General features: G+C 67.3%; 25 protein-coding genes. 9 read left to right on the top strand and 16 right to left on the bottom strand.

Annotated elements, in window-relative coordinates; all coding sequences use genetic code 11:
- The first annotated feature begins 34 nt into the window (after positions 1-34).
- On the top strand, positions 35-493 hold the full coding sequence (locus ACOGXE_RS12625) for a Fur family transcriptional regulator (protein WP_419931265.1): 459 nt from the start codon (positions 35-37) through the stop codon (positions 491-493).
- A 13-nt stretch (positions 494-506) separates the two neighbouring features.
- Here ACOGXE_RS12625 and ACOGXE_RS12630 read toward each other — a convergent pair whose 3' ends face one another.
- Entirely contained in the window at positions 507-977 is a 471-nt protein-coding gene (locus ACOGXE_RS12630; RefSeq protein WP_416246710.1) for a phosphoribosyltransferase, read from the bottom strand.
- 174 nt (positions 978-1151) lie between these two features.
- Between ACOGXE_RS12630 and ACOGXE_RS12635 the strand changes: the two genes are divergently transcribed.
- The 4 genes from ACOGXE_RS12635 (at position 1152) to ACOGXE_RS12650 (ending at position 5375) form a co-directional block, all read left to right on the top strand.
- Positions 1152-2294, top strand: coding sequence for an HNH endonuclease (locus ACOGXE_RS12635; protein ID WP_419931266.1), 1143 nt, complete (start codon positions 1152-1154; stop codon positions 2292-2294).
- 139 nt (positions 2295-2433) lie between these two features.
- Positions 2434-3075 carry a nitroreductase family protein gene (locus ACOGXE_RS12640; RefSeq protein ID WP_419931267.1) on the top strand — a complete coding sequence of 214 codons (642 nt, stop codon included), beginning with the start codon at positions 2434-2436 and terminating at the stop codon, positions 3073-3075.
- Between the two features lie 81 nt (positions 3076-3156).
- A complete protein-coding gene (locus ACOGXE_RS12645; RefSeq protein WP_419931268.1) occupies positions 3157-4467 on the top strand; it encodes a hypothetical protein in 1311 nt (436 codons plus the stop codon).
- A gap of 95 nt (positions 4468-4562) precedes the next feature.
- Positions 4563-5375 (top strand): 2-keto-4-pentenoate hydratase, encoded by an 813-nt coding sequence (locus ACOGXE_RS12650; protein WP_419931269.1) that lies wholly within the window; start codon positions 4563-4565, stop codon positions 5373-5375.
- Between the two features lie 11 nt (positions 5376-5386).
- Here ACOGXE_RS12650 and ACOGXE_RS12655 read toward each other — a convergent pair whose 3' ends face one another.
- The 3 genes from ACOGXE_RS12655 to ACOGXE_RS12665 are packed head-to-tail and all read right to left on the bottom strand — an operon-like array spanning position 5387 to position 7058.
- On the bottom strand, positions 5387-5773 hold the full coding sequence (locus ACOGXE_RS12655; RefSeq protein WP_419931270.1) for a RidA family protein: 387 nt from the start codon (positions 5771-5773) through the stop codon (positions 5387-5389).
- A gap of 42 nt (positions 5774-5815) precedes the next feature.
- On the bottom strand, positions 5816-6103 hold the full coding sequence (locus tag ACOGXE_RS12660) for a DUF1330 domain-containing protein (RefSeq protein ID WP_419931271.1): 288 nt from the start codon (positions 6101-6103) through the stop codon (positions 5816-5818).
- Positions 6104-6134: 31 nt separating this feature from the next.
- The gene (locus ACOGXE_RS12665; RefSeq protein ID WP_419931273.1) at positions 6135-7058 is read right to left on the bottom strand and encodes a TauD/TfdA dioxygenase family protein; all 924 of its coding nucleotides are present in this window, start codon (positions 7056-7058) and stop codon (positions 6135-6137) included.
- A gap of 91 nt (positions 7059-7149) precedes the next feature.
- Between ACOGXE_RS12665 and ACOGXE_RS12670 the strand changes: the two genes are divergently transcribed.
- On the top strand, positions 7150-8400 hold the full coding sequence (locus ACOGXE_RS12670; protein WP_419931274.1) for a mandelate racemase/muconate lactonizing enzyme family protein: 1251 nt from the start codon (positions 7150-7152) through the stop codon (positions 8398-8400).
- Entirely contained in the window at positions 8393-9988 is a 1596-nt protein-coding gene (locus ACOGXE_RS12675; RefSeq protein ID WP_419931275.1) for an MFS transporter, read from the top strand. The genes ACOGXE_RS12670 and ACOGXE_RS12675 overlap by 8 nt, the downstream gene beginning before the upstream one ends.
- A gap of 37 nt (positions 9989-10025) precedes the next feature.
- On the opposite strand, the gene ACOGXE_RS12680 is transcribed toward ACOGXE_RS12675, so the two are convergent.
- The 5 genes from ACOGXE_RS12680 to ACOGXE_RS12700 all read right to left on the bottom strand — a co-directional run bounded on the left by ACOGXE_RS12680 (position 10026) and on the right by ACOGXE_RS12700 (position 13228).
- The gene (locus ACOGXE_RS12680; protein WP_419931276.1) at positions 10026-10448 is read right to left on the bottom strand and encodes a DUF3237 domain-containing protein; all 423 of its coding nucleotides are present in this window, start codon (positions 10446-10448) and stop codon (positions 10026-10028) included.
- Positions 10449-10521: 73 nt separating this feature from the next.
- Positions 10522-11310, bottom strand: a complete 789-nt coding sequence (locus ACOGXE_RS12685) for a maleylpyruvate isomerase family mycothiol-dependent enzyme (protein ID WP_419931277.1) — start codon at positions 11308-11310, stop codon at positions 10522-10524.
- A 56-nt stretch (positions 11311-11366) separates the two neighbouring features.
- Positions 11367-12278, bottom strand: coding sequence for an LLM class F420-dependent oxidoreductase (locus tag ACOGXE_RS12690; RefSeq protein ID WP_419931278.1), 912 nt, complete (start codon positions 12276-12278; stop codon positions 11367-11369).
- Between the two features lie 18 nt (positions 12279-12296).
- Positions 12297-12740 carry a MaoC/PaaZ C-terminal domain-containing protein gene (locus tag ACOGXE_RS12695; RefSeq protein WP_419931279.1) on the bottom strand — a complete coding sequence of 148 codons (444 nt, stop codon included), beginning with the start codon at positions 12738-12740 and terminating at the stop codon, positions 12297-12299.
- Positions 12737-13228 carry an FAS1-like dehydratase domain-containing protein gene (locus ACOGXE_RS12700; RefSeq protein ID WP_419931280.1) on the bottom strand — a complete coding sequence of 164 codons (492 nt, stop codon included), beginning with the start codon at positions 13226-13228 and terminating at the stop codon, positions 12737-12739. The genes ACOGXE_RS12695 and ACOGXE_RS12700 overlap by 4 nt, the downstream gene beginning before the upstream one ends.
- Positions 13229-13347: 119 nt before the next feature.
- On the opposite strand from ACOGXE_RS12700, the gene msrA reads away from it, so the two are divergent.
- Positions 13348-13932, top strand: coding sequence for a peptide-methionine (S)-S-oxide reductase MsrA (msrA, locus tag ACOGXE_RS12705; RefSeq protein WP_419933519.1), 585 nt, complete (start codon positions 13348-13350; stop codon positions 13930-13932).
- A gap of 57 nt (positions 13933-13989) precedes the next feature.
- Here msrA and ACOGXE_RS12710 read toward each other — a convergent pair whose 3' ends face one another.
- A complete protein-coding gene (locus ACOGXE_RS12710; protein WP_419931281.1) occupies positions 13990-14955 on the bottom strand; it encodes an LLM class F420-dependent oxidoreductase in 966 nt (321 codons plus the stop codon).
- A 169-nt stretch (positions 14956-15124) separates the two neighbouring features.
- Here ACOGXE_RS12710 and ACOGXE_RS12715 point away from each other — a divergent pair, with 169 nt between their 5' ends.
- Positions 15125-15409 (top strand): hypothetical protein, encoded by a 285-nt coding sequence (locus ACOGXE_RS12715; protein WP_419931282.1) that lies wholly within the window; start codon positions 15125-15127, stop codon positions 15407-15409.
- A 7-nt stretch (positions 15410-15416) separates the two neighbouring features.
- On the opposite strand, the gene ACOGXE_RS12720 is transcribed toward ACOGXE_RS12715, so the two are convergent.
- Genes ACOGXE_RS12720 through ACOGXE_RS12745 form a run of 6 tightly spaced genes read right to left on the bottom strand, consistent with a single transcriptional unit; the run spans position 15417 to position 19961 of the window.
- Positions 15417-16001 carry a phosphatase PAP2 family protein gene (locus ACOGXE_RS12720; RefSeq protein ID WP_419931283.1) on the bottom strand — a complete coding sequence of 195 codons (585 nt, stop codon included), beginning with the start codon at positions 15999-16001 and terminating at the stop codon, positions 15417-15419.
- Entirely contained in the window at positions 16001-16447 is a 447-nt protein-coding gene (locus ACOGXE_RS12725; protein ID WP_419931284.1) for a LysM peptidoglycan-binding domain-containing protein, read from the bottom strand. Before ACOGXE_RS12725 ends, ACOGXE_RS12720 begins: the two co-directional genes overlap by 1 nt.
- Positions 16444-16833: a LysM peptidoglycan-binding domain-containing protein gene (locus ACOGXE_RS12730; protein WP_419931285.1), complete on the bottom strand. Its 390-nt coding sequence runs from the start codon at positions 16831-16833 to the stop codon at positions 16444-16446. The genes ACOGXE_RS12725 and ACOGXE_RS12730 overlap by 4 nt, the downstream gene beginning before the upstream one ends.
- A gap of 3 nt (positions 16834-16836) precedes the next feature.
- Positions 16837-17838, bottom strand: coding sequence for a type I methionyl aminopeptidase (gene map / locus ACOGXE_RS12735; RefSeq protein WP_419931286.1), 1002 nt, complete (start codon positions 17836-17838; stop codon positions 16837-16839).
- 48 nt (positions 17839-17886) lie between these two features.
- Complete coding sequence (locus ACOGXE_RS12740) at positions 17887-19134, bottom strand: CaiB/BaiF CoA transferase family protein (protein WP_419931287.1); 1248 nt, start codon at positions 19132-19134, stop codon at positions 17887-17889.
- Positions 19135-19163: 29 nt separating this feature from the next.
- Positions 19164-19961: an enoyl-CoA hydratase/isomerase family protein gene (locus ACOGXE_RS12745; protein ID WP_419931288.1), complete on the bottom strand. Its 798-nt coding sequence runs from the start codon at positions 19959-19961 to the stop codon at positions 19164-19166.
- Between the last annotated feature and the right edge of the window lie 11 nt (positions 19962-19972).

The raw sequence follows: 19972 nt of genomic DNA on the forward strand, positions 1-19972 counted from the left end.
CTGATCTGTTTGCCAGCCTGACCGGGAAAGCCAGATGGAGCCTCCGAAGGATCTCGATCAACTCCACGAAGAAGTCGGGCGGCGCTTGGCCGTCTCCGGTCAGCGCTACACCGGCGGGCGGCGTGCCCTTGTCGACGTGCTTGCGACGGCACAGCGCCCGTTGACGCTGCGCGACATCGTGCTGCTGGTTCCCGAGCTGCCCCAGAGCTCGGCGTACCGGAATCTCGACGCTCTCCGGGAGGGGGGCATCGTCTACCGCATCAGCGCCGGCGGCGATCGGGCCCACTTCGAGCTGGCCGAGTCGCTGCTCGGGCATCACCATCACCTGATCTGCGTGTCGTGCGGGACCATCGAGGACATGCGCCTCGACGGCAAGCTCGAGGACGAGGTCGACCGAGCGCTTGTCGGCGCTGCGGGCGAGGCGGGTTTTACGCCCCTGCGTCACAGCCTCGATCTGTACGGCGAGTGCTCCGACTGCGGGGACGAGACCTAGTTCGACGTGTGCGTCAGGCGCGGGCCTGCTCGTCGGTGACGATGGGCGGCTCGGTGGACCAGGGGAAGTTGATCCACAGGTCGGTGCGGCGCCACACCCAGTCGCAGTTGACGGTCGACCACGGCTTCTCGTACAGCACGGCGGTGCGGACGCTGCGCACCCGCGGCAGGCAGAAGTCGTACACCAGCTTGAGCGTGTGGCCGGTGTCGGCAACGTCGTCGGCGATCAGGATGTCCGAATCGCGGTGGTCGACCAGGTCGGGGGTGGGCGGCAGCATGATCGGCACTTCGAGGCGCTCGTCGACGCCGGTGTAGTACTCGCAGTTCATGACGTAGATGTTCTTGACCGACAGGGCGTAGCCCAGCGAGCCCGCGCAGAACAGCCCGCCCCGGGCGATGGCCAGGATCATCTGGGGCCGGTAGCCGTCGTCGGCGATCATCTGCGCCAGCTCTCGCACGGCCACGCCGTAGCGCCGCCAGTCCATCACCTCGCGTTCTTCAGCGTCAGTCGCCTCGCTCACAAGCCCTCCCAGGCCGTCCCGCACCGTCCAACCCCGAACCTAGGCGCGCTCTGAACCGCGCTCCGGCTCATCCGTCGGCGTCCGCATCACCGAGCTCCGAAACGTGCCTGTTCGATGCTGGCGCTACGGTCGGCTCCGGTGATTCTTGACGCATCTGACCGGCCAACGCGGCTGGACCCGATTCAAGGTGTGCTGGAGATCCTCGACCGTGCCTCCATGACGGGCACCAACAAGCTCGGGCTCCTCCTGACATTGCTCGACTTGGCCCCAACCGTTGACAGCGATGCGCCGGTCATCACCCGAACGCAGATGGCAGAGCGCTGCATCGAGATCCACTGGGAGCATGCGCGTCCGTATCAAGGAGTCACGCTGCGCCAGAGTTCGGCACGCAAGCGGCGCGACGACGGCACGGTTGCAGATGACACAACGGTCATGCAGGAGATTCACCGACTCCGCGAGTTGCTGCTGGACTGCAGACGCGGCGACCTGCGCGACAAACCGCTGGGCGTCGTCAAGCGGAGCGCCGAAGGCACCACATGGCACTCAAGATGGGCAGAAGCACTCGAGACTGCGCTCGCGAGGGTCCGCGCTTCCCTGCTGAAGAACCCGGTACGTCTGCTGCAGGAGCTGCCGGGCAAGCCTGCGCCTTTCTTATACGACCTCGAATCGGACACGGCGGGCCTGACGCTGTTCCCCGACGCCTTGCAAGGCCTGACGAAGTTCGGAGGTGTACTGCGACCGTTAGTCGAGTTCAGGTTCGCCCAGGCGGTCATGAGGATCAACCGCGAAACACTTCAACTGCCGGTCGACGATGTCTATTCCCATCTGTTCGGACGCGGGCGGGTGATGCCGCCGCCGAAGATGCGTGAGCGTCTGATTGACATTCAGAGTGGTCGCTGCATCTACACGGGTGATCGATTGAAGGGGGCCAGCGGATCCCTCGATCATGTTGTGCCGTGGTCGCGGGCGCGTCTCTCGCAGATCGAGAACTTCGTTATGACATCCCGGACCGTCAACAGCAAGAAATCCGACTCATTGCTTGCGCCAACGGCGATGGAGAATTGGCTTCACCACGTCGATCGCAGTTCCGACGATCTGCACGAGTGTGCACGTGACCACGGTTGGATGGCTGATCTCGACAGCGTGCGCCGTGTGGCATTTCACATCTACCGGGCTGCCGACGCCAACACGGGCGTCTGGAGCTTTGAGAACGGAGAACACCGAATTGAGCCGCTTGGCGACAAGGGCAAGCGCGTCGTGCTCGACCTGCTGCAGGACTGACGTTCTGAGCCGATCGCACCGGGTGACTGGCCGACAGTTCGAACCGACCTGATGTTCGGGCTGTGGCTACTGTTGCGGCGTCGTCGGCGAGGATCGGCGTCTGGTCGGCAACGGCCAACTCCAAGCAAGCGAGGGGATCATGGAACTTGGCGAAGCAGCACTGACGTCGATGACGACGAGGTACTTCACGACCGATCCGGTGTCGGACGAGACGCTGGAGCAGGCGTTCGACTATGCACGGCACGCACCCCAGGGCGGCAACCGCCAGCCGGTGCGGTTCATCGTGGTCCGCGACGAGGCGAAGAAGCGGCAGCTGCAGGAGTGGTACCTGGAGCCGTGGAAGGCCTACCTGGGCATGGCCCGGTCGGGCGACATCGAGATCGTCGGCGAGAAGGCCAACCGCCTGCTCGACAGCGCTGACCACTTCGCCGAGCACTTCGCCGAGGTGCCGGTGATCGTGGTGGCCTGCGGCTACATCGACGGCGTCCATCCCACCGACACCGAGCTGGGACGTCTCAGCGTCGTGGGCGGCGGCTCGATTTACCCAGCCGTGCAGAACTTCCTGCTCGGCTGCCGTGAGGCCGGCCTGGGCACCGCGCTCACCACGCTGCTGTGCATGTACGAGCCACAGGTCGCCGAGATGCTGGACATTCCCGAAGGCGTGGCGACCGCGGCTCACATTGCCGTCGGCTACCGGTCGACGCCGTTCCCGCGCAAGCTCGATCGCCTGCCGCTGTCGGAGATCGTCTTCGACGAGACTTGGGGCAACTCGACCTACTGACCACTAGCGAGCACTCTCGGTGCCGTCGGTGCGAAGCCGACTGGACAGCGCTCAGACCGTGTCCGGCTTCGCATCCGCGCCATGACGGAGCCGGAAGATTCGGCTGCTGATGCTCCGCCCGCCACTCACCGTGGCCTGAGAGCCGAAGCCGAGACGCTTCGGGCGGTGGGCCTCGCTCCTGACGAGGCGCTGCTGGTCGCTGCACGGCGGCTGGCTGGGGGCGACGCCGAGGTGAGGGCGTTTGCTCGGGAGCGCTTCGCCGGCATATGGGACGAGCCCGAGCCTGCGCTGGCGGACGCCGACGAGCGCGGCACCGAGCGACGCGGGTTCTGGATCATGGCGGCGTTCGCCGCCGCGGCGGCGGTGGCGGTGCGGCTGCCCGAGGCGTTCGGATTCAGCCTGACCGACTCCGACGACGCCAGTTTCTATGCACGCAACGTCAGCCTGCTCGTGTTGCCTGCGCTGGCGGGCTGGTTCGTGTGGCTGAGTCGACCGCCGCGCTGGGCGATGGTCGTGATCGTCGCCGTCTTCGCAATTTCAGCAGCGGTCATCAACGCCTATCCGTTCGACGACGACAGTTCGACCCTTGTGCTCGCAGCGCTCCACCTGCCCGTGCTGCTGTGGCTGGTTGTCGGTCTCGCTCGGACCGGAGAACGATGGCGGCTGTCAGGCCCGCGCATGGACTACGTGCGTTTCACGGGCGAGTGGATTGTGTACGGCGCGCTGATCGCGCTCGCGGGCGCTGTGTTCAGCGCACTCACCGTCGGTGCGTTCGTTGCCCTGGACGTCGACACGAGGTGGATGACGGAGTGGGTGATGGTCGCCGGGGCGGCTGGCGCCGTAGTCGTCACCGCCTGGCTCGTCGAGTTCTGGGCCGGTGCCGTCTCGAAGTTCGCCTCGATGCTGGCGTACATCTTCACGCCGCTCTTCGCAGCGATGTTGGTGGTTTTCCTGGTGGCTGTGCCGGCGACCGGCCGGAGTATCGAGGGCGAGCGGGAGGCGCTCATCCTGTTCAACGTGCTGCTGGGTCTCGTCGTCGGCCTGCTGCTGTTCTGCGGCGCCGCGCGACGCCCGAGTGATCGACCGGGATTCTTCGATGGCGCTGCGGCTCTGCTCGCCGCTGCGGGGCTGCTCACCGCTGTCCTGACGCTGGCGGCCGTAATCGGGCGCATCGCGGACTTCGGTTGGAGCCCGAACCGAGCCGCGATTGCGGGCATCAATGCGATCTTCCTGGTGAACCTGGCAGGCAGCGTCTGGCTCTACATTGCGCTCTGGCGCCGCCAGCGTCCCTTCGACGACCTCGTGCGCTGGCAGACCGCCCATCTCAGCGTCTATGCCGCATGGGCCGCAGTAGTCGTCGTCGCCTTCCCGCCGATCTTCGGCTTCGCGTGACACGAGCTGGCGGATGGGCAGGGCGACGAAAGCTCTAGCGTTCTCGGCTGATCGGCTGCGAGGCGCGGCCCGGCAGCGGAGACGGGGAGCACGACATGGCGATGACCGACGAGGAGCGGCGCGAAGCGGCTGCGGCGCTGCTGCATGCCGAGAACACCCGCGAGTGGATCGACCCGATCACCGACACCTACCCGGGCGCCGACAACGAGGACGCCTACGCCATCGGCCAGTACGTGACCGACGCCAAGGTGGCGGCCGGCCGCGTCATCAAGGGCTACAAGGTCGGCCTCACGTCCAAGGCCATGCGTTCGACATCGGGCGCCACCGAGCCCGACTACGGGACGCTGTTCGACAACTGGTTCCTCGACGAGGGCTCCATCGTGCCCGCCTCGATCCTGAACGTCCCGCTGGTGGAAATCGAGATCGTCTTCGTGCTGAAGTCCGACCTGGGCGGGCCCGACACCAATGCCATCGATGTGATGCGTGCCACCGACTTCATCCTGCCTGGCATCGAGGTGGTGGATCGGCGCTACAACCGGCGCAGCACCCAGGCCGGCGTGGTGGACAGCATCGCCGACGCTGCTTCATGCGGGTTCATCATCGTGGGCGGCCGGCCCACCAAGCTCACCGACATCGACATCCGCCACATCGGCGGCGCGCTGTACCTGAACGGTGATCTCGAAGAGTCCGGCACCGCCGCAGCCGTCATGGGCAACCCGCTCAACTCGGTGGCTTGGCTCGCCCGCAAGCTCCATGAGTTCGGCGTCACGATGTCGGCGGGCCACTCGATCCTGTCGGGCTCGTTCATCCGCGCCCGCACGATCCGCCCCGGCGATGCCGTCGTCGCCGACTTCGGTCCGTTGGGCCAAATCAGCTTCGGCGTCGGCCTGCCCCAGGGCGACGGCTGAGACGCAGCAGCTCAGTCTGCGACGTAGGCCACGAAGGTGCAGGAGATCTGCACCGGCCCGCCGCCCTCCACCTTCATGTTGTGGCGGGACGGCCGCGATTCCGGGTCGGGAAATCGCTCCAGCCACGGACCGTTCAGTGCCGGGCGTGAGGCCGCCGGGTCGGTGACGTAGAACGTCATCTTGGCCATGTCGTCCCAGGTGGCGCCAGCGCCTTCCAGCATCTGGCCGACGTGGGTGAACAGGTTCTCGATCTGCTCCTCGAGCGTGTCCGGCACCTCGCGACTGCCCGGGTTGGTCGGCGGCGTGATGCTGGACACCACCAGCGGCCCGATCCGCGTCGCAGCGGGAATCGGGTTCTGGTGCTGGAAGCTCTCGATCTCGATCGACCTGCGCGCCATGTCCTGATGCTCCTGAGTGGCTGCTCGCTGTGAATGGGGGCGCTATGCGCCTTGCACGGCGAGCATTTCCATGACCGCAGCGCCCGCACGCACCCCCCGGGCCTCGACATACAAGTCGGAGTCGTAGAAGCTGCGTGCGGCGTCCATGTCGTCGAACTCCAGCACCACGACCCGCCGGTGCTCGTCGGGGCCCTCCAACGCCTCGGTGGCGCCGCCACGGACGAGAAACCGCCCGCCAGCAGCCGACACGGCGCCCGGCGACAGCTTCATGTACTTCGCGTATTGCTCCGGATCGGTGACGTCGACCCGCACGATGACGTATGCAGCCACGTCGTTCCTTTCGGTTCCGGTATCGGACCGGTCAGGAAACCGAGTTCATGATGGCGTCGCGGCCGTGCTTGAAGCCGGCCGTCTCTGCGGTGTGGTTCAGCGCCAGTTCCGACTCGATCTCGCCGGCGATGCGCGAATGCCACATCTTGCGCGGCTGGGACATGTCGAACGGCACGCCCTGGTGCATGAGCCGGCGGTTGTCCCAGATCACGGCTTCGCCTGCGGTCCATGCGTGCTGGTAGGTGCGCGGCGGCTGGCAGGCCTCTTGATTGAGCCGGTCCAGCAGCGCCACAGACTCGTCTGGGTCCATACCGATGATGTCGTGCGCGTGCCGGCCGATCAGCAGATTGGGCCGACCGGTGTCGGGGTGGTACTTCACCATCGGCCGGACTGAGATGTCCATGTCGTGGTAGCCGTACATGCCGTAGGTGCCGTCGTCCTTCTTCTTCGGCAGCAAGCCCGCCCGGCCCTGGCTGTAGTAGAGCGAGTGGTGCGCCTCCAGCGTGTGCACGAGCTCACGGTCTTCGTCGGACAGCACCTCGTACGCCGCCCGCATGTCGGCCCAGCCGGTGTCGGCCCCGTCTTTGGGCACCAGCTCGGCGGTGAACACAGCGCCCTTGGCCTGCAATGGCATGTAGGTGCTGTCGTGATGCCAGCCCCAGTTGCCCTTGAGCGACTTCACCAAGTCGTCGGCGGGCTCGTGGTGGACTTTGCCGTCCTTGCCGACGTTGGAGATCGGCGCAGCGTTGAATTCCAGGTTGCCGAAGCGCTGGGCGAACGCGTCCTGCTCGTCGTTGGTCAGGAACTGATCGGAGAAGATCAGCAGCGCGTACTCGAGCCATGTCTCGTGCAGCGCCGCGAATGTCGCGTCGTCGATGGATCGCAGCTCGATGTCATGAACCCACGCTCCGAACGTGGCATCGAGCGGTTCGATGTTGAGCGTGACAGCCGTCATGGCCGGATGGTACCACCGAGCCCGAATTAGCTTCAGGGTGCCGTCGGCCGATGGACAGTTGGCGCCGCGGCGCTCGTCAGGGAGAACAGCAGTGAGTGATGTGACCGCCAGCAGTGGATCGTCGGATGCTGGAACGGTGGTCGAGCGCGTCGAGACGCTGTCGTGCGACGCCGCTTGGCGGAACTACTACTTCTTGAAGGTCACCACCGCCGACGGCGTGGTCGGCTGGGCCGAGTACGACGAGGGCTTCGCCTCGCCCGGCCTCACCACCGCCATCGAGGCCCTGGCACCGCTGGTGAGCGGGCGCTCGGTTTTCGACCATGAGCCCGTCTACCAGTACCTGTTCGCCCGTACCCGCCAGGCGGCCAGCGGCATCATCGGCGAGGCCATCGGTGCCATCGAGAACGCCCTGCTCGACGCGAAGGCCCGCACCCTGGGAGTGCCCTGCTACGACCTGCTCGGCGGCAAGGTGCGCGACCGCATCCGGGTGTACTGGTCGCATTGCGGCACCTGGCGCATCAACCTCGGCCACATCTACGGCAACCGCATCACCGACCTGGACGGTGTGCGTGCGCTCGGCGCCGAGGTCGCCGAGAAGGGATTCACCGCCCTCAAGACCAACATCTTTCGCCAGACGCCCGACGGCTTGCGCGGCTGGTTGCCGGGCTTCGGCACGCCGTTCGCCCCTGAGCTGAACGTGTCGCGCCAGCTCATCGACGAGATCCGGGCTGTCCTGCAGGCGTTCCGGGACGGTGCCGGCGACAGCATGGACCTGCTGCTCGACCTGAACTTCAACGCCCGCACGGAGGGCTACGCCCGCATCGTGCGCGAGCTGGCCGACTGCGGGATGTTCTGGATCGAGATCGACTCCGACCACCCTGACGCCATGGCGCACATCCGCTCCAAGGCCGGCTGCACGATCAGCGGGGGAGAGAGCCTGTTCGGCGTGCGCGAGCTGTACCCGTACCTGCAGGCCGGCTCGTTCGACGTCCCCATCATCGACGGCATCTGGAACGGCTTCTGGCAGTCGTCGAAGATGGCCGCGATGGCCGACGGCATGGGCCACAGCGTTGCGCCGCACAACTTCTATGGGCACTTGGCCACCATGATGAACGCCCACTGGGCAGCGGCCACGCCGAACATCATCATCATGGAGACCGACATCGACCGCATTGCATGGGACGACGAGATCGTCACGGTCGCGCCGAACTACGTCGATGGCCACCTCGTGCTGGGCGATGCACCCGGCTGGGGCACCGAGCCCATCGAAGAAGCCCTGGCCGCACATCCGACACGGCTCAGCGGCCTCCGAGACCGGCGCCCCCCGGCGGGCGATGACTGACCTCCCAGAAGCGTCGAACCCCACACCGCAGGTCGTCCAGCTCCGGCTCGCCGACGGTGCGTCGCGTCTGGCACCGAGCGCGGCCGGCGCAGCACCGCCGCGCATCGACAGCGTCACTCCGCAGCCCGCCGATCGCGCAGCACCCCCGCGCATCGATCGCGCCACGCCACACCAAGCCGAGCCGCTCCCGATCGAGCGGCGTGCCTCCGCCGATGTCGAACCTCCACGCCGCCGGGCCGGCCTCGCGCTCGCGACGGGGTCGCTGGCGTTCGTGCTCGGCACCGTCAACGTCACGGTCACCAACGTGGCATTCCCCGACATCGTCCGGTCGTTCCCGGGCGTGTCCGATGCCATCACCGGCTGGATCGTCAGCGGTTACGCGCTGGCATTCGCCTCGACGATCATCGTCGGCGGACGACTGGCTGACCGATACGGCCGCCTGCTGGTTTTCCGTGTCGGGGTGCTGGGGCTTGTGGTTTCGTCGATCATTGCGGGGCTGGCGCCGGGCGTCGGCATCCTGCTCGCTGCCCGCGCAATTCAGGGACTCTGCGGCGCACTGACGGTTCCGTCGTCGCTGGCCCTCGTGCTGCCGCAATTCCCCGCTGGGCGCCAAGCCAGCGTCATCGGCATCTGGGCGGCCGCGGGCATGGTCGCCTCCGGCATCGCTCCGGGACTGGCCGCCGTCATCTTGGAGGTCTCGAGCTGGCGGGGCGTGTACCTGGCGATTGTCCCCATCGCGGCCCTTGCGTTCTTGGGCTCGCTGAGATTCCTGTACGAGACGGCCAAACGCGACCTGAGCACGCCCCTGGATCTGCTCGGCGTGTTCATGGGCACAGCGGCGGTGTTCCTGATCGTGCTGGCAACGCTGCAGGGCCGTCATTGGGGCTGGTCGTCCACATGGACGCTGGCATGCTTCGCCGGGGGAGCGATCCTGCTGCCGCTGTTCTTGTTGCGATCGGCCCGGCACCCTGAGCCGCTGTTCGATCCGCGCCTGTTCCGGATACGCAGTTTTGCGGTGGCGAACCTCGCTGTCGCGCTGTCGATGATCGGCGCGTTCACCAGCTGGTTCCTGTGGCCGCTCTTTCTCACCAGCGTCTGGGGCTACAGCCTGCTGGGGGTCGGCCTGGCGTTCACGCCGGCGCCCGTCGTGTCGGGTGCGGTGGCGATCCTGAGCGGCCGCTGGGCCGACAAGCACGGATTCCGGGGACTGATGACCCTGGCATCGGTGTTCGCCACAGGCGGGATGCTCTGGCTGCTGTTCTTCCTCGATGAGAGCGTGCGCTACTGGTTCGCGATGTTCCCCTCGACGATGCTGTTCGGGCTCGGCCTGGGCGTGCTGGCCAGCCACCTCAACTCGGCGGCGCTCGCCGACATCCCGACCGCTTCGATTGCCACAGCCAACGGCGTCCACCAGTCATTGCGCTACGGGCTGGCCGCCGTCGGCGTGGCCGCGGCGATCGCAGTGCTCGGCGGCACCCACCAGGTGCATCTCTACAACTGGATGTGGCTGCTGCTGGGCCTGCTGCAGGCGCTGTGCATCCCGCTGATGTGGTTCGGTTACCCGCGCGGCCCCTCAGCCGCGAAATGAGCCGGCCCGCCGCACCGCCTGCGGCAGTTCGACGGACCTACAGCAGCTCGTAGACCTCGTAGGCAAGCTTGCCATCGTCGATCGAGCCGATGCCGATGGCCTGGATCTTGTTGATCCAGTTGTACGGGCCCTCCATTGACGTCTGGAAGGTGGGCGCGGAACGCGGCGAACCGTCGGGGTAGATCTTCCCCTGGTACTCCATCAAGATGTCGACCTCGTCGTCGGTGCGGATCGAGATGCGCACGTCGAGGTGCATCGTGCCGTCGGCCGATCGGTACAGCCAGTCGCCCGACGGGCCCAGGATGGTGCCGTTGATGCGCTCGCCGGTGACGGTGCCGCTGTCGACCGAGGCCACCATCCGGGTGCCTGCGGGCCCGCCGCGGATCCGGGTGGCATTCGACAGGTCGGCATCGATGTCCATTCTGAACAGGTGCCGCACTGGCAGGGATGTCTCTGACATCTGGGTGCTCCTTGGCTTATCGAGACTGGGCTTATCGAGACGGGTCTTGTCGAGATCAGGGCTTGGCGAGGGACTACATCGTGAAGCGCAGGTTGCGGGCGGCGTGCGCGCCGAGCTCGGTGTCGCCCGACCACGTCACCTGTCCCGCAGCGATCGGGCCCTCAGGGTCGATGCGCCCGCAGGTGAGGTCCATGAACGCCATCGAATCGCAGTGCAGCGTGACGGTCGGGTTCTCGACGTGGTCGACCTCGCGGGCCCGGCCGTCAACCTGCACGTAGATGTCGCGCTCGACGGCGCCGGTGATGTCGAACCGCATGGTGGCGCCGTCGGGCAGGCCCACCCGCTTGCCGGCGATGTAGCCGATGGACAGGTGCACCTCGTTCAGCGCCATCTCTGCGGCCGGGCCGCCATTGTCGGTGGGCATCCCCAGCGGGGTGCGGCAGTCGCGCTCGTGCATCCAGTGGTCGAATTCCCGGATGGCCATGAAGCGCCCGTAGGTGCCGGGCCCCACCGGGGTCATCGAACCCCGCTCGAAGACCTCCTCGTCCAGCGCTTCGAGCTGCGCAGCGCGCCCGTCCCACACCTCCGCGGCCAACGCCGTCAGCTCAGGCCCGCTCATGGCCGTGGCTGCGGAGACGTAGCCGGCGATATCACCGAACGGGGGAGGAGTCTCGACCGATTCGGGCAGCCAGCCCGACAGTGCCTGCTCCACCGACACCTGGTGCACCAGCACGCCGTGGACCGTCCAGTCAGGGCAGTGCGACTGGACCTGCCACTGGTCGCCCTCGAGCGAGCCGTAGAACTCCTTGCAGCTCGCCCAGCAGGCCTTGAGGTTGTCGATGATGAGTTGCGGCTGGCTCATGGTGGCTGTCCTGTTCTGTCCTGTGATGGTTGTGTCAGCGGGTGACTCGGCAGGGCTCAGGCCGTCTCGGCACGGATGCGTTCGATGATCTCGCCCAGCCGGTCGATCATTGCCTCGACCGAGCGGGCACCGGCTTGGAAGATCGCAGTCACGTTCACCGAGGCCCAGTCGAATCCCAGTGCCCTGACGACGGCAGCCCGCTCGCCGATGGCGTCCAGGTCCTTGTAGAAGCCCTTGTCGGCGTCGGTGCGGGGCGGCGGCGCCAGCATCAGCTGCATGCCGATGGAATCGGGATCGCGGCCGAAGTCTTCCTCGGCCCGGCGGCGGATCTCGGTCATGCACTCGAGTGCCCGCTCGTCGCTGACGCCCGACGCCATCCAGCCGTCGCCCTTCTGGGCGGTACGGCGCAACGCGGCGCGGCTGTCGCCGCCGATCCACAGCGGGATAGCGGCACCTTGCGGCGAGACGGGCTCCATGCCCATGTCGTGGCTGTTGTAGTGCTCGCCTGAGAACTCGATGCGTCCGCCGGCCCAGTAGGTCCGCATGAGGTCGATGGCTTCGTCCATGCGCTGGCCGCGAGTGCGGAAGTCCTCCTCGAGCGCGTCGTACTCCGAGTCCTGCCAGCCCACGCCGATGCCGAGGCGAACCCGACCATCCGACAGCGTGTCCAGCGTCGAGATCTGCTTGGCCACCAGCACCGGCTGGCGCTGCGGCAGCACCAGCACCTCGGTGGACAGCGTCACCCGCTCGGTCACTGCCGCCACGTTCGCGAGCAGCATGAGCGCTTCGAGGATCGGCATGTTCGCGGGGTAGATGGTGAATCGGCCTTCGCCCGGATGGCCCATCACCACGTGGTCGAATGCAGCGATCTCGTCGTAGCCCAGGTCCTCGATGGCCTTCGCCAGGTCGAGCACACGCTGGGGACCTTCCCGGAACGCAATGGACGGGAAGTCGACGGCGATCTTCATGCGCGGTGGTCTCCTGGGCTACGCGGCGGGCAGGCGGACCCTAGCTGTCGCCGGCATGAGCAGTCTTCCGTCGGAGGTGTGCTCGGCGATCTCCAGCTCGACAACCCCCGATTCCGCGTCCACCGACGTCACCGTGCCGGAGAACACCAGCTCCTCGCCGGGAAGTCCGCTGGCGCGGTTCTGCCACGTCACGCCCAGCAGGCGGGCGGCGGGACCCGCCCAGTCGGTCACGAACTGCGTCAGCCAGGCGCCCTGCAGGGGACCGTGCACGATGATGTCGTCGTGCCCTTCGAAGCGGGCGTATTCGCGGTCGTAATGGATCCGGTGCGGGTTGTGGCTGGCCGCGCTGTAGAGGAACAGCTGCGCCTCGTCGGGGAACTTGTGCATCGTCGGCAGCTCTTGGCCGGCCTCGAGCGTCTCGAGGTCTGGTGCTGCGATCGTCGCTTCAGTGGTTGTGCTCATCGTGCGATGCCGATCATGCGGGAACGGGCGACTTTGTCGCCGAATTGATTGACGAACGTGGTCTCGCGCACCTGTCGCACGAAGGGTCCCTTGCGGCCCTCCTTCTGATCGAGCGCAGCGAGGCGGACGGTGGCGGTGATCTCGTCGCCGATGCAGACCGGTTCCAGGAAATCCCACTCCTCGCCGCCGAACATCACCCGGTCGACCAGCAGCCGGATGCGCGTGCCTTCGCGGTACAGGCCGTCCGTACGCAGGTCGGACGCCGTTCTCGGCTGTACCACGGCGTGGGTGACGTAGGTCGGCGGCGCAACCAGCGTCCGGTATCCGGCTGCTACCGCAGCGACCTCGTCGAAGTAGATGGGATTCTCGTCGCCGACGGCGTAGGCGTAGCGCTGGGCTTCGCGCCGATCGATGACCACGGTGACCGGCCCCGACAGCACCTCGCCCACGCGCGCCAGCGTCTCAGCGGGAATCAGCGATTCGCTCATTCCGCTGACATTAGGTCGCTAGCGTTTCAGGCACAGCAGGAGGAAGCGCTGTGGCGTTGTGGTCAAGGAAGCTGGAAGTCCCCGATGCCGACGCTGCGCTGCCCGGGCGCAGCCAGACGATGCCGGTCGCTCCGGCTCATGTCGTGCTCGGAACCTCGATGACGCCGCCGTTTCCCGACGGCTTCAAGCACATCGTGGTCGGCATGGGCTGTTTCTGGGGTGCCGAGCGCATCTTCTGGCAGCTTCCCGGCGTCCACACCACGGCCGTGGGCTACGCCGGCGGCATCACGCCCAATCCCAGCTACGAGGAGGTCTGCTCGGGCCTGACCGGCCACACCGAGGCCGTGCTGGCCGTGTTCGATCCGGCGGTCACCAGCTTCGAGGCGATGCTGAAGGCGTTCTGGGAGGGCCACGACCCCACCCAGGGCATGCGGCAGGGGAACGACATCGGCACCCAGTACCGCTCGGGCATCTACGTGGCGGACCAGGACGACTTGGCGATCGCCGAATCGTCGAGGGACATGTTCCAGGCCGTGCTCGACGGTGCCGGCCTGGGTGCCATCACCACCGAGATCTGCCTGGCCGGGCCCTTCTACTACGCCGAGGACTACCACCAGCAGTACCTGCACAAGATCCCGTGGGGCTATTGCGGCCTGGGCAGCACCGGCCAGTCATGTCCCGTGGGAGTCGCCGCCGCAGACTGACCTGCGCAGGCCGAGCCGAGCGGCGAAGCCAGCGGCGTCGCGCGCGATAGCGGGGGACTAGGCGAAGGCGGCGGCGAACGCCGCCATGGTCTCGTCAGTCACGGCGCGCCGGTCCTCGCCCCACGGCAGCGGCATCAGCACGGGGTGCTCTACTCCTGCATCGACATATTCCCGGGCGAAGGCTGCAATCTCTGCCGGGGTGCCGATGAAGTCGATCGCCTGGATCATCTCGTTCGAGATCGCAGCAAGGGCGCCGTCTCGGTCACGCTCGGACTGTCGGGCGCGGGCTTCGTCCACCTCGTCGCCGAAGCCCGCTGCGCGGAAGGCGTTGGCATAGCCGTCGGCCATCGCGTAGTTGAGCAGGTCCCGCTGTGCAGAGCGGGCCGAGCGCTCCAGTTCGCCCGTGGCGGCGTGGACGTAGCAGATGATCTGCGCGCCGCCGCCCTTGCGCACCTCTGCCACCACGCTGGGGACGTGCGAAGCGGGCAGGTAGTTGAGCAGGACACCGTCGGCTACCTCGCCCGCCAGGCGCAGCATCTGGGGGTTGAGCGCCGCGAGGACGATCTTCGGGCGTCGCTCGCCCAGCCGCATGGCCAGGCGGAACTTGCGCACCTGCCAGAAGTCGCCCTCGAAGGTCACCTGCTCGCCGCTCAGGCATTCGCGCAGCAGCGCCACATACTCGCGCATCATCGCGATCGGTCGATCAGGCGGCGGCTGGCCGTGCTGGCGGAGGATGCCCGGTGCCGAGACGCCGAGGCCCACTAGGACATCCCGGTCATCGCTGAGCAACTGCAAGGTGGCGGCCGTCATGGCCACCAGCGTGGGAGCTCGCAGCTGGACCGGGATGATGCCGGTCGCAAGATCGAGGCCGGGGGCTGCGTGGGCAGCGGCGCCCAAGAGCGAGAACGCATCGGTGCCTGTCGCCTCGACGGTCCAGATTGACGAGTAGCCCTGCGCCTCCGCGGAGCGGGCGATGTCGGTGACGGCGGCGGGCCCCAGCACTCCCAGGCTGCCGACCGTCACGCCAAAGGGCCGTGGCCCAGTTGAGCCGGCCCCAGCCGGTCCATTCGCGTTCATGGCGGCGCACCGTACCTGCCGGTCGCGCGGTTCGCCGGTGCGGCCGCAGGCGATTGTCGGCGGCCCTGTGACGTCTCAGCGAACTGACGGTGGCGAGCGTCGGGTGCGAGATAGGGTGAGGTTCACAGCCAGCGACGCCGTCGACACCGACGTCGGGAGCGGGGAGGAAACCGAGATGACCGAGACGACTGAGCCAACTCGGACCGCTGAACCCCGCATCATCTCCGACGCACTCGAAATCATCGACAACGCGCTGGGCGACTTCTTCCGCCGCGAATTGGTCTCGTCGGTCGAGGTCACCGACGTGCTGCTCGACGTGCGCACGCTGCTGCGGCGAGGCGACGAGGTGGCCGAGCTGCCGACCGTCGGCAAGGCCGATCAGGACGTGGCCCGAGCCTGAGGCAGTCTCAGCGCTGCATCAGCCGGGAGGCGAGGCGCCCGATTGCCTCGCCGACGGCGGCGCCGGCGATGACATCGCTCGCGTGATGCAAGCGCACATGGATGCGCGAGGCGGCCACGATGACCGCCGCCAACCGGTAGACGGGCCCCAGCCGGGAACCGCGTGACAGCACCGCTGCGGCGCAGAATGCTGCTGACGCGTGGCCAGACGGGAAGCTTGATGTGATCGGTTGGCGGAGTCGGTGGCGGGTCGGGTTCTCCGCCGCCGTGCCGGGCCGGCGCCGTGCGAACAGCCTTTTGACTCCCTGATTCACGACCAGCGATTCGAGGGCCATGAGCGCGCTGAACCGCAGTGCATCGGAGGCTTGCCGTCGCGGCGCCAGCGCTCGAATTGCACCCAGCACATGCCAGAGCTGGCTGAACTCACCGATATCCGAGGCCCCGTACATCACTCGATCCATCAGCTTGCGGCCTCGCAGAACCTCCCACCACCTGTCGACGGTGCCGTCGAAGCGGGCAATCTGCTGTGCTGCCGCTGACAGCGGATCCTGCGCTTCGGCTGGCGCAGCGTCGGTCGATGACGATGCAGACATCATCCGGATCCGCCGAGCGTGATCGGCGGCGCGGTGGTGGTCGGCAGCAGTGGCGGGAGGACGGGATCGGTGGCGGGGGCGATGGTGAGCGCGGGCCCAGCAGCGGGATCCGGCGGCGGCGGGATCATCAGGATCTGGCCGACGAAGATCTTGGTGGGGTCGGCAATGTTGTTCACCCGTACGAGATCATTCAGGTGAATGCCGTAGCGGTCTGCGATCTGGATCAGCGTGTCTCCTCGCACCACGGTGTAGGGCGTCAGCAGCGGCGGCTCTGTGGTCGTGGTCGGTGCTGCTGTCGCGACGGGGAACGTCGTGGCGGAGACCTGCGTGCGGGATTCGCCCGGCAACAGGGTGCACCCGCTGGCCATGCCCGCGAACCCGACCGCCACCGCCGCCGCCATCACACCCCAGTGCCGCGAGCAGGACGAGTCACCGGCAGTCGTCACTGTGAGCTGTTCGCGCCGACCACGGTCGGCGGGATCACGAGTTGCTCTCCGATGCGGAGCAGCGTGTCTTCCTTGCCGTTCTCGTCCATGAGCGATCGGACGGAGACGCCGAATCCATTGGCAATTCTGCTGAGCGTGTCGCCCGGCTGCACGACATAAATCCGTCGTTGCGGAGGCGGTGCGGCGATGGTCGTCGTGGTGAGCTGCGGGCGCAGTGTCGTCAGCACAGGGAGGGTCGTCGGGATCGGCTCCGCCTCCGGCTCGGATGCACAGGCCCCGCTGAGTGCAACCATCGCCGCAAGCACCGTTGCGACCCGGACGGCGGCGACGAGAGCGGGCGGCCGGTCGGAGCGCGCAGCAGTTGCCGCGACGCGCGGTCGCGGCATGACTCAGCCAGCCCCCACGGCTGCGGTGTGCAGCCGCCGGGGCCAGTCGTCAGGGTTGAGCCGGGTTGCGGAGCTCGCGGAGAGAAAGGGCTGCGGCTCGTCGTCGGTCACGGTCAGCAGTTCAGCGCCGTCGTCGGTGACCAGCACCGTGTGCTCGAACTGCGCAGTGCGGCTGCGGTCGACGGTCATCGCCGTCCAGCCGTCGGGCCACAGCTGTGCGCGCGGCGCGCCGAGCGTGATCATCGGCTCCACGGTGAAGGTCATGCCCTCGATCAGCTCGGTGCGCGCCGACGGGTCGAAGTAGTGGGGGATGTTCGGCAGCCGGTGGAAGATCTGCCCGATGCCGTGGCCGACGAACTCGCGCACGACGCCATAGCCCGCTGCTTCGGCGTGGGTCTGTATGGCACGGCCGATGTCGCACACCTGGGCGCCAGGCCGGATTGCTGCGATGCCGTGGTACATGGACTCCCGGGTGACCTCGACGAGTCGCCGCGAGGTCTCGTCGACATCGCCCACCAGGAACGTCTCGGAGTGGTCGCCGTGCACCCCCCCGACGTAGATCGTCACATCGCAGTTCACGATGTCGCCGTCACGCAGCTGCCGGTCGTCGGGGATGCCGTGGCAGATGATCTCGTTGGCCGAGGTGCACAGCGACTTCGGGAAGCCGTTGTAGTTGAGCGGGCTCGGGTAGCCGCCTTCGGCGATGCAGGCCGCGTGACAGACCTCGTCGAGATGATCGCTGGTGACGCCAGGCGCGATCTCTGCTGCCACGGCGCTCAGCACCCGCCGCGCAGCCGAACCTGCCGCACGCATGGCCTCGATCGTGGCGCTGTCGGAGGGTTCCACCCCGCTCGGGGCCGGTGAGGACCTGCCGCTGATGGCGTAGGGCGGCAGTTCGATGTGCGCGGGCACAGCCCGCCGCGGCGATACCAAGCCAGCGACGATCGGCTCGAAGCCGGAAGGCCTCGTGCGCGCTGCTGGCACCCGACGCTTGCGCCTGCCCATTGTGGTCACGCTACCCGTGGGCCAGTGCCGCCTCAGCAGCGGGCTCGCTCAATCGGCGTCGTCGCCGAGCTCGCCGAGCACTTCGCGATTGTGCTCGCCGAGCTTGGGAGCGCGGCGGTAGATGCCCGGCGGCGTGGCGCTCATGCGGATCGGCGGCGCGATCTGCACGATCGGCCGGCCCACCGGCTGCTCGACCGACACCAGCATGTCGCGGGCTGCGACATGAGGGTCGGTGAACAGGTCGCCGGGATGGTTCACCGGCCCGCACGGCACCTTGCCGCCGATCGCTTCGAGCACCTCGGCGTTGGTGTGCGACGCGGCCCATTCCGTGAGCGCGTCGATGATCATGTCGCGGTGATGGAACCTCGCACGAAGCGTGCGGGTCTCGTCCGCAGTAGCCCACTCCGGCCGGCCCATGGCAACGGCCAGCTCTCGCCAGTGGTTGTCGGTGGGCGCGCCGATGGCAACTGCCCCGTCGGACGTCTCGAAGATGTCGAACGGCACGATGTACTGGTTCTTGTTGCCGCTGGGCGGCGTATCAGGCTGGCCCATCACGCTGTAGCGGGTGACCCCGACTTCGCCGAGCGCCATCACGGCATCCACCATCGAGACATCCACGAACTGTCCCTCGCCGGTCCGCTGGGCATGGAACAGCGCTGCCAGCACTCCCATGGCGCCGATCGTGCCGGGGTAGGTGTCGCCGATGTAGGGACCCACGACGTGCCGGTCGTCGGGACCGCTGCCGGTGGCCGAGACCATGCCCGACATCGCTTGGGCCACGACGTCGTACGCCGGCCAGTCGACATAGGGGCTCTCGCCTGAGCGGGGGTCGCCGAAGCCCCGGATGGCGCCATAGACCAGCCGCGGGTTGCGCTCGTGGAGCACCTCCCAGCCCACTCCGAGCGCATCCATCACGCCCGCGCGCATGTTCTCGACGAGTGCATCCGCTGTGTCGACGAGTTGCAGGAACTGCTCCCGCTGGTCATCGTCGGTGAGGTCGAGAGCGACGCCTCGCTTGTTGCGGTTGTAGTTGGCGAACCCGGCGCCGAAGTTCCGTTCGGTGTCCTCGCGGGTGAACGGCGGCATCTTGCGGGCCAGCTCGCCCCGCGGCGGCTCCACCTTGATCACATCGGCGCCGAGGTCGGCAAGCATCATCGTCGACCACGGGCCTGCCAGCGCGTGGGTGCAGTCGATGATGCGAACACCTTGGAGCGGGCCCGAGTTCTGGGCAGCCATCGGCGCAGCCCGCTCATGAGCGGTGAGATGGTCTTCGTCGGGGGGATCCAGCTTCGTCATGTCTTCGTCTCTTCGATTCTCTGCCCGGGTCAGGCGAAATTCGGACGGCGCTTCTCGACGATGGCGGCGTGGCCCTCGCGCACATCAGCGCCCGTGAAGCCCAGCATCTCCAGGGCAGCAGAGGTGTCGAAGATGGGCCCTGCCATTCGCATCCAATTGTTGAGGCTGTACTTCGTCCAGCGGATGGCGCTCTGGCTGCCTCCCGCCAGCCTGCGGGCAACGGCGAATGCCTCGTCGAGCACGGCATCGTCGTCGACCACCTTGCTGACGAGGCCCATGTCGTCGGCCTGTTCGCCCGTGATCGTGTCGCAGGTCAGCAGGTAGTACTTCGACTTGGCCATGCCGCACAGGATCGGCCACACGATCGCCGCGTGATCGCCGGCGGCCACGCCGAGCTTGGTGTGGCCGTCGACGATCCGAGCGCTGCGCCCTGCGATGGAGATGTCGGCCATCAATGCAGCCGCCAGACCCGCACCGACAGCGACGCCCTCGATCGCCGAGACGATGATCTTGGAGCAGTTGATCATGTTGTAGACGATGTCCCGCGCTTCGCGCAGTGCCCGCTGGCGCGTCTCGAAGTCGTCCATGATCTCCTGGATCATGTCCAGGTCGCCGCCGGCGGAGAACGTGCCATTGGCACCCCGGATGACAGCCACCCGGGTGTCAGGATCGTCGTCGACTGCTCGCCAGACATCGGCCAGCGCCAGGTGCTTCGGCGCATCCACCGAATTCAGCCGGCCTGGCGTATCGATCACGATCTCGAGCACGCCGTCGTCGTCGGGACCGGTGATCTCGAGCGCGGAGAAGGGGGCGTAGCGGTCGTTCATGGCGCCCGAAG

Origin of the sequence: Candidatus Poriferisodalis sp., assembly GCF_965208555.1 — a bacterium.
Taxonomy (GTDB): Bacteria; Actinomycetota; Acidimicrobiia; order Acidimicrobiales; family Poriferisodalaceae; genus Poriferisodalis.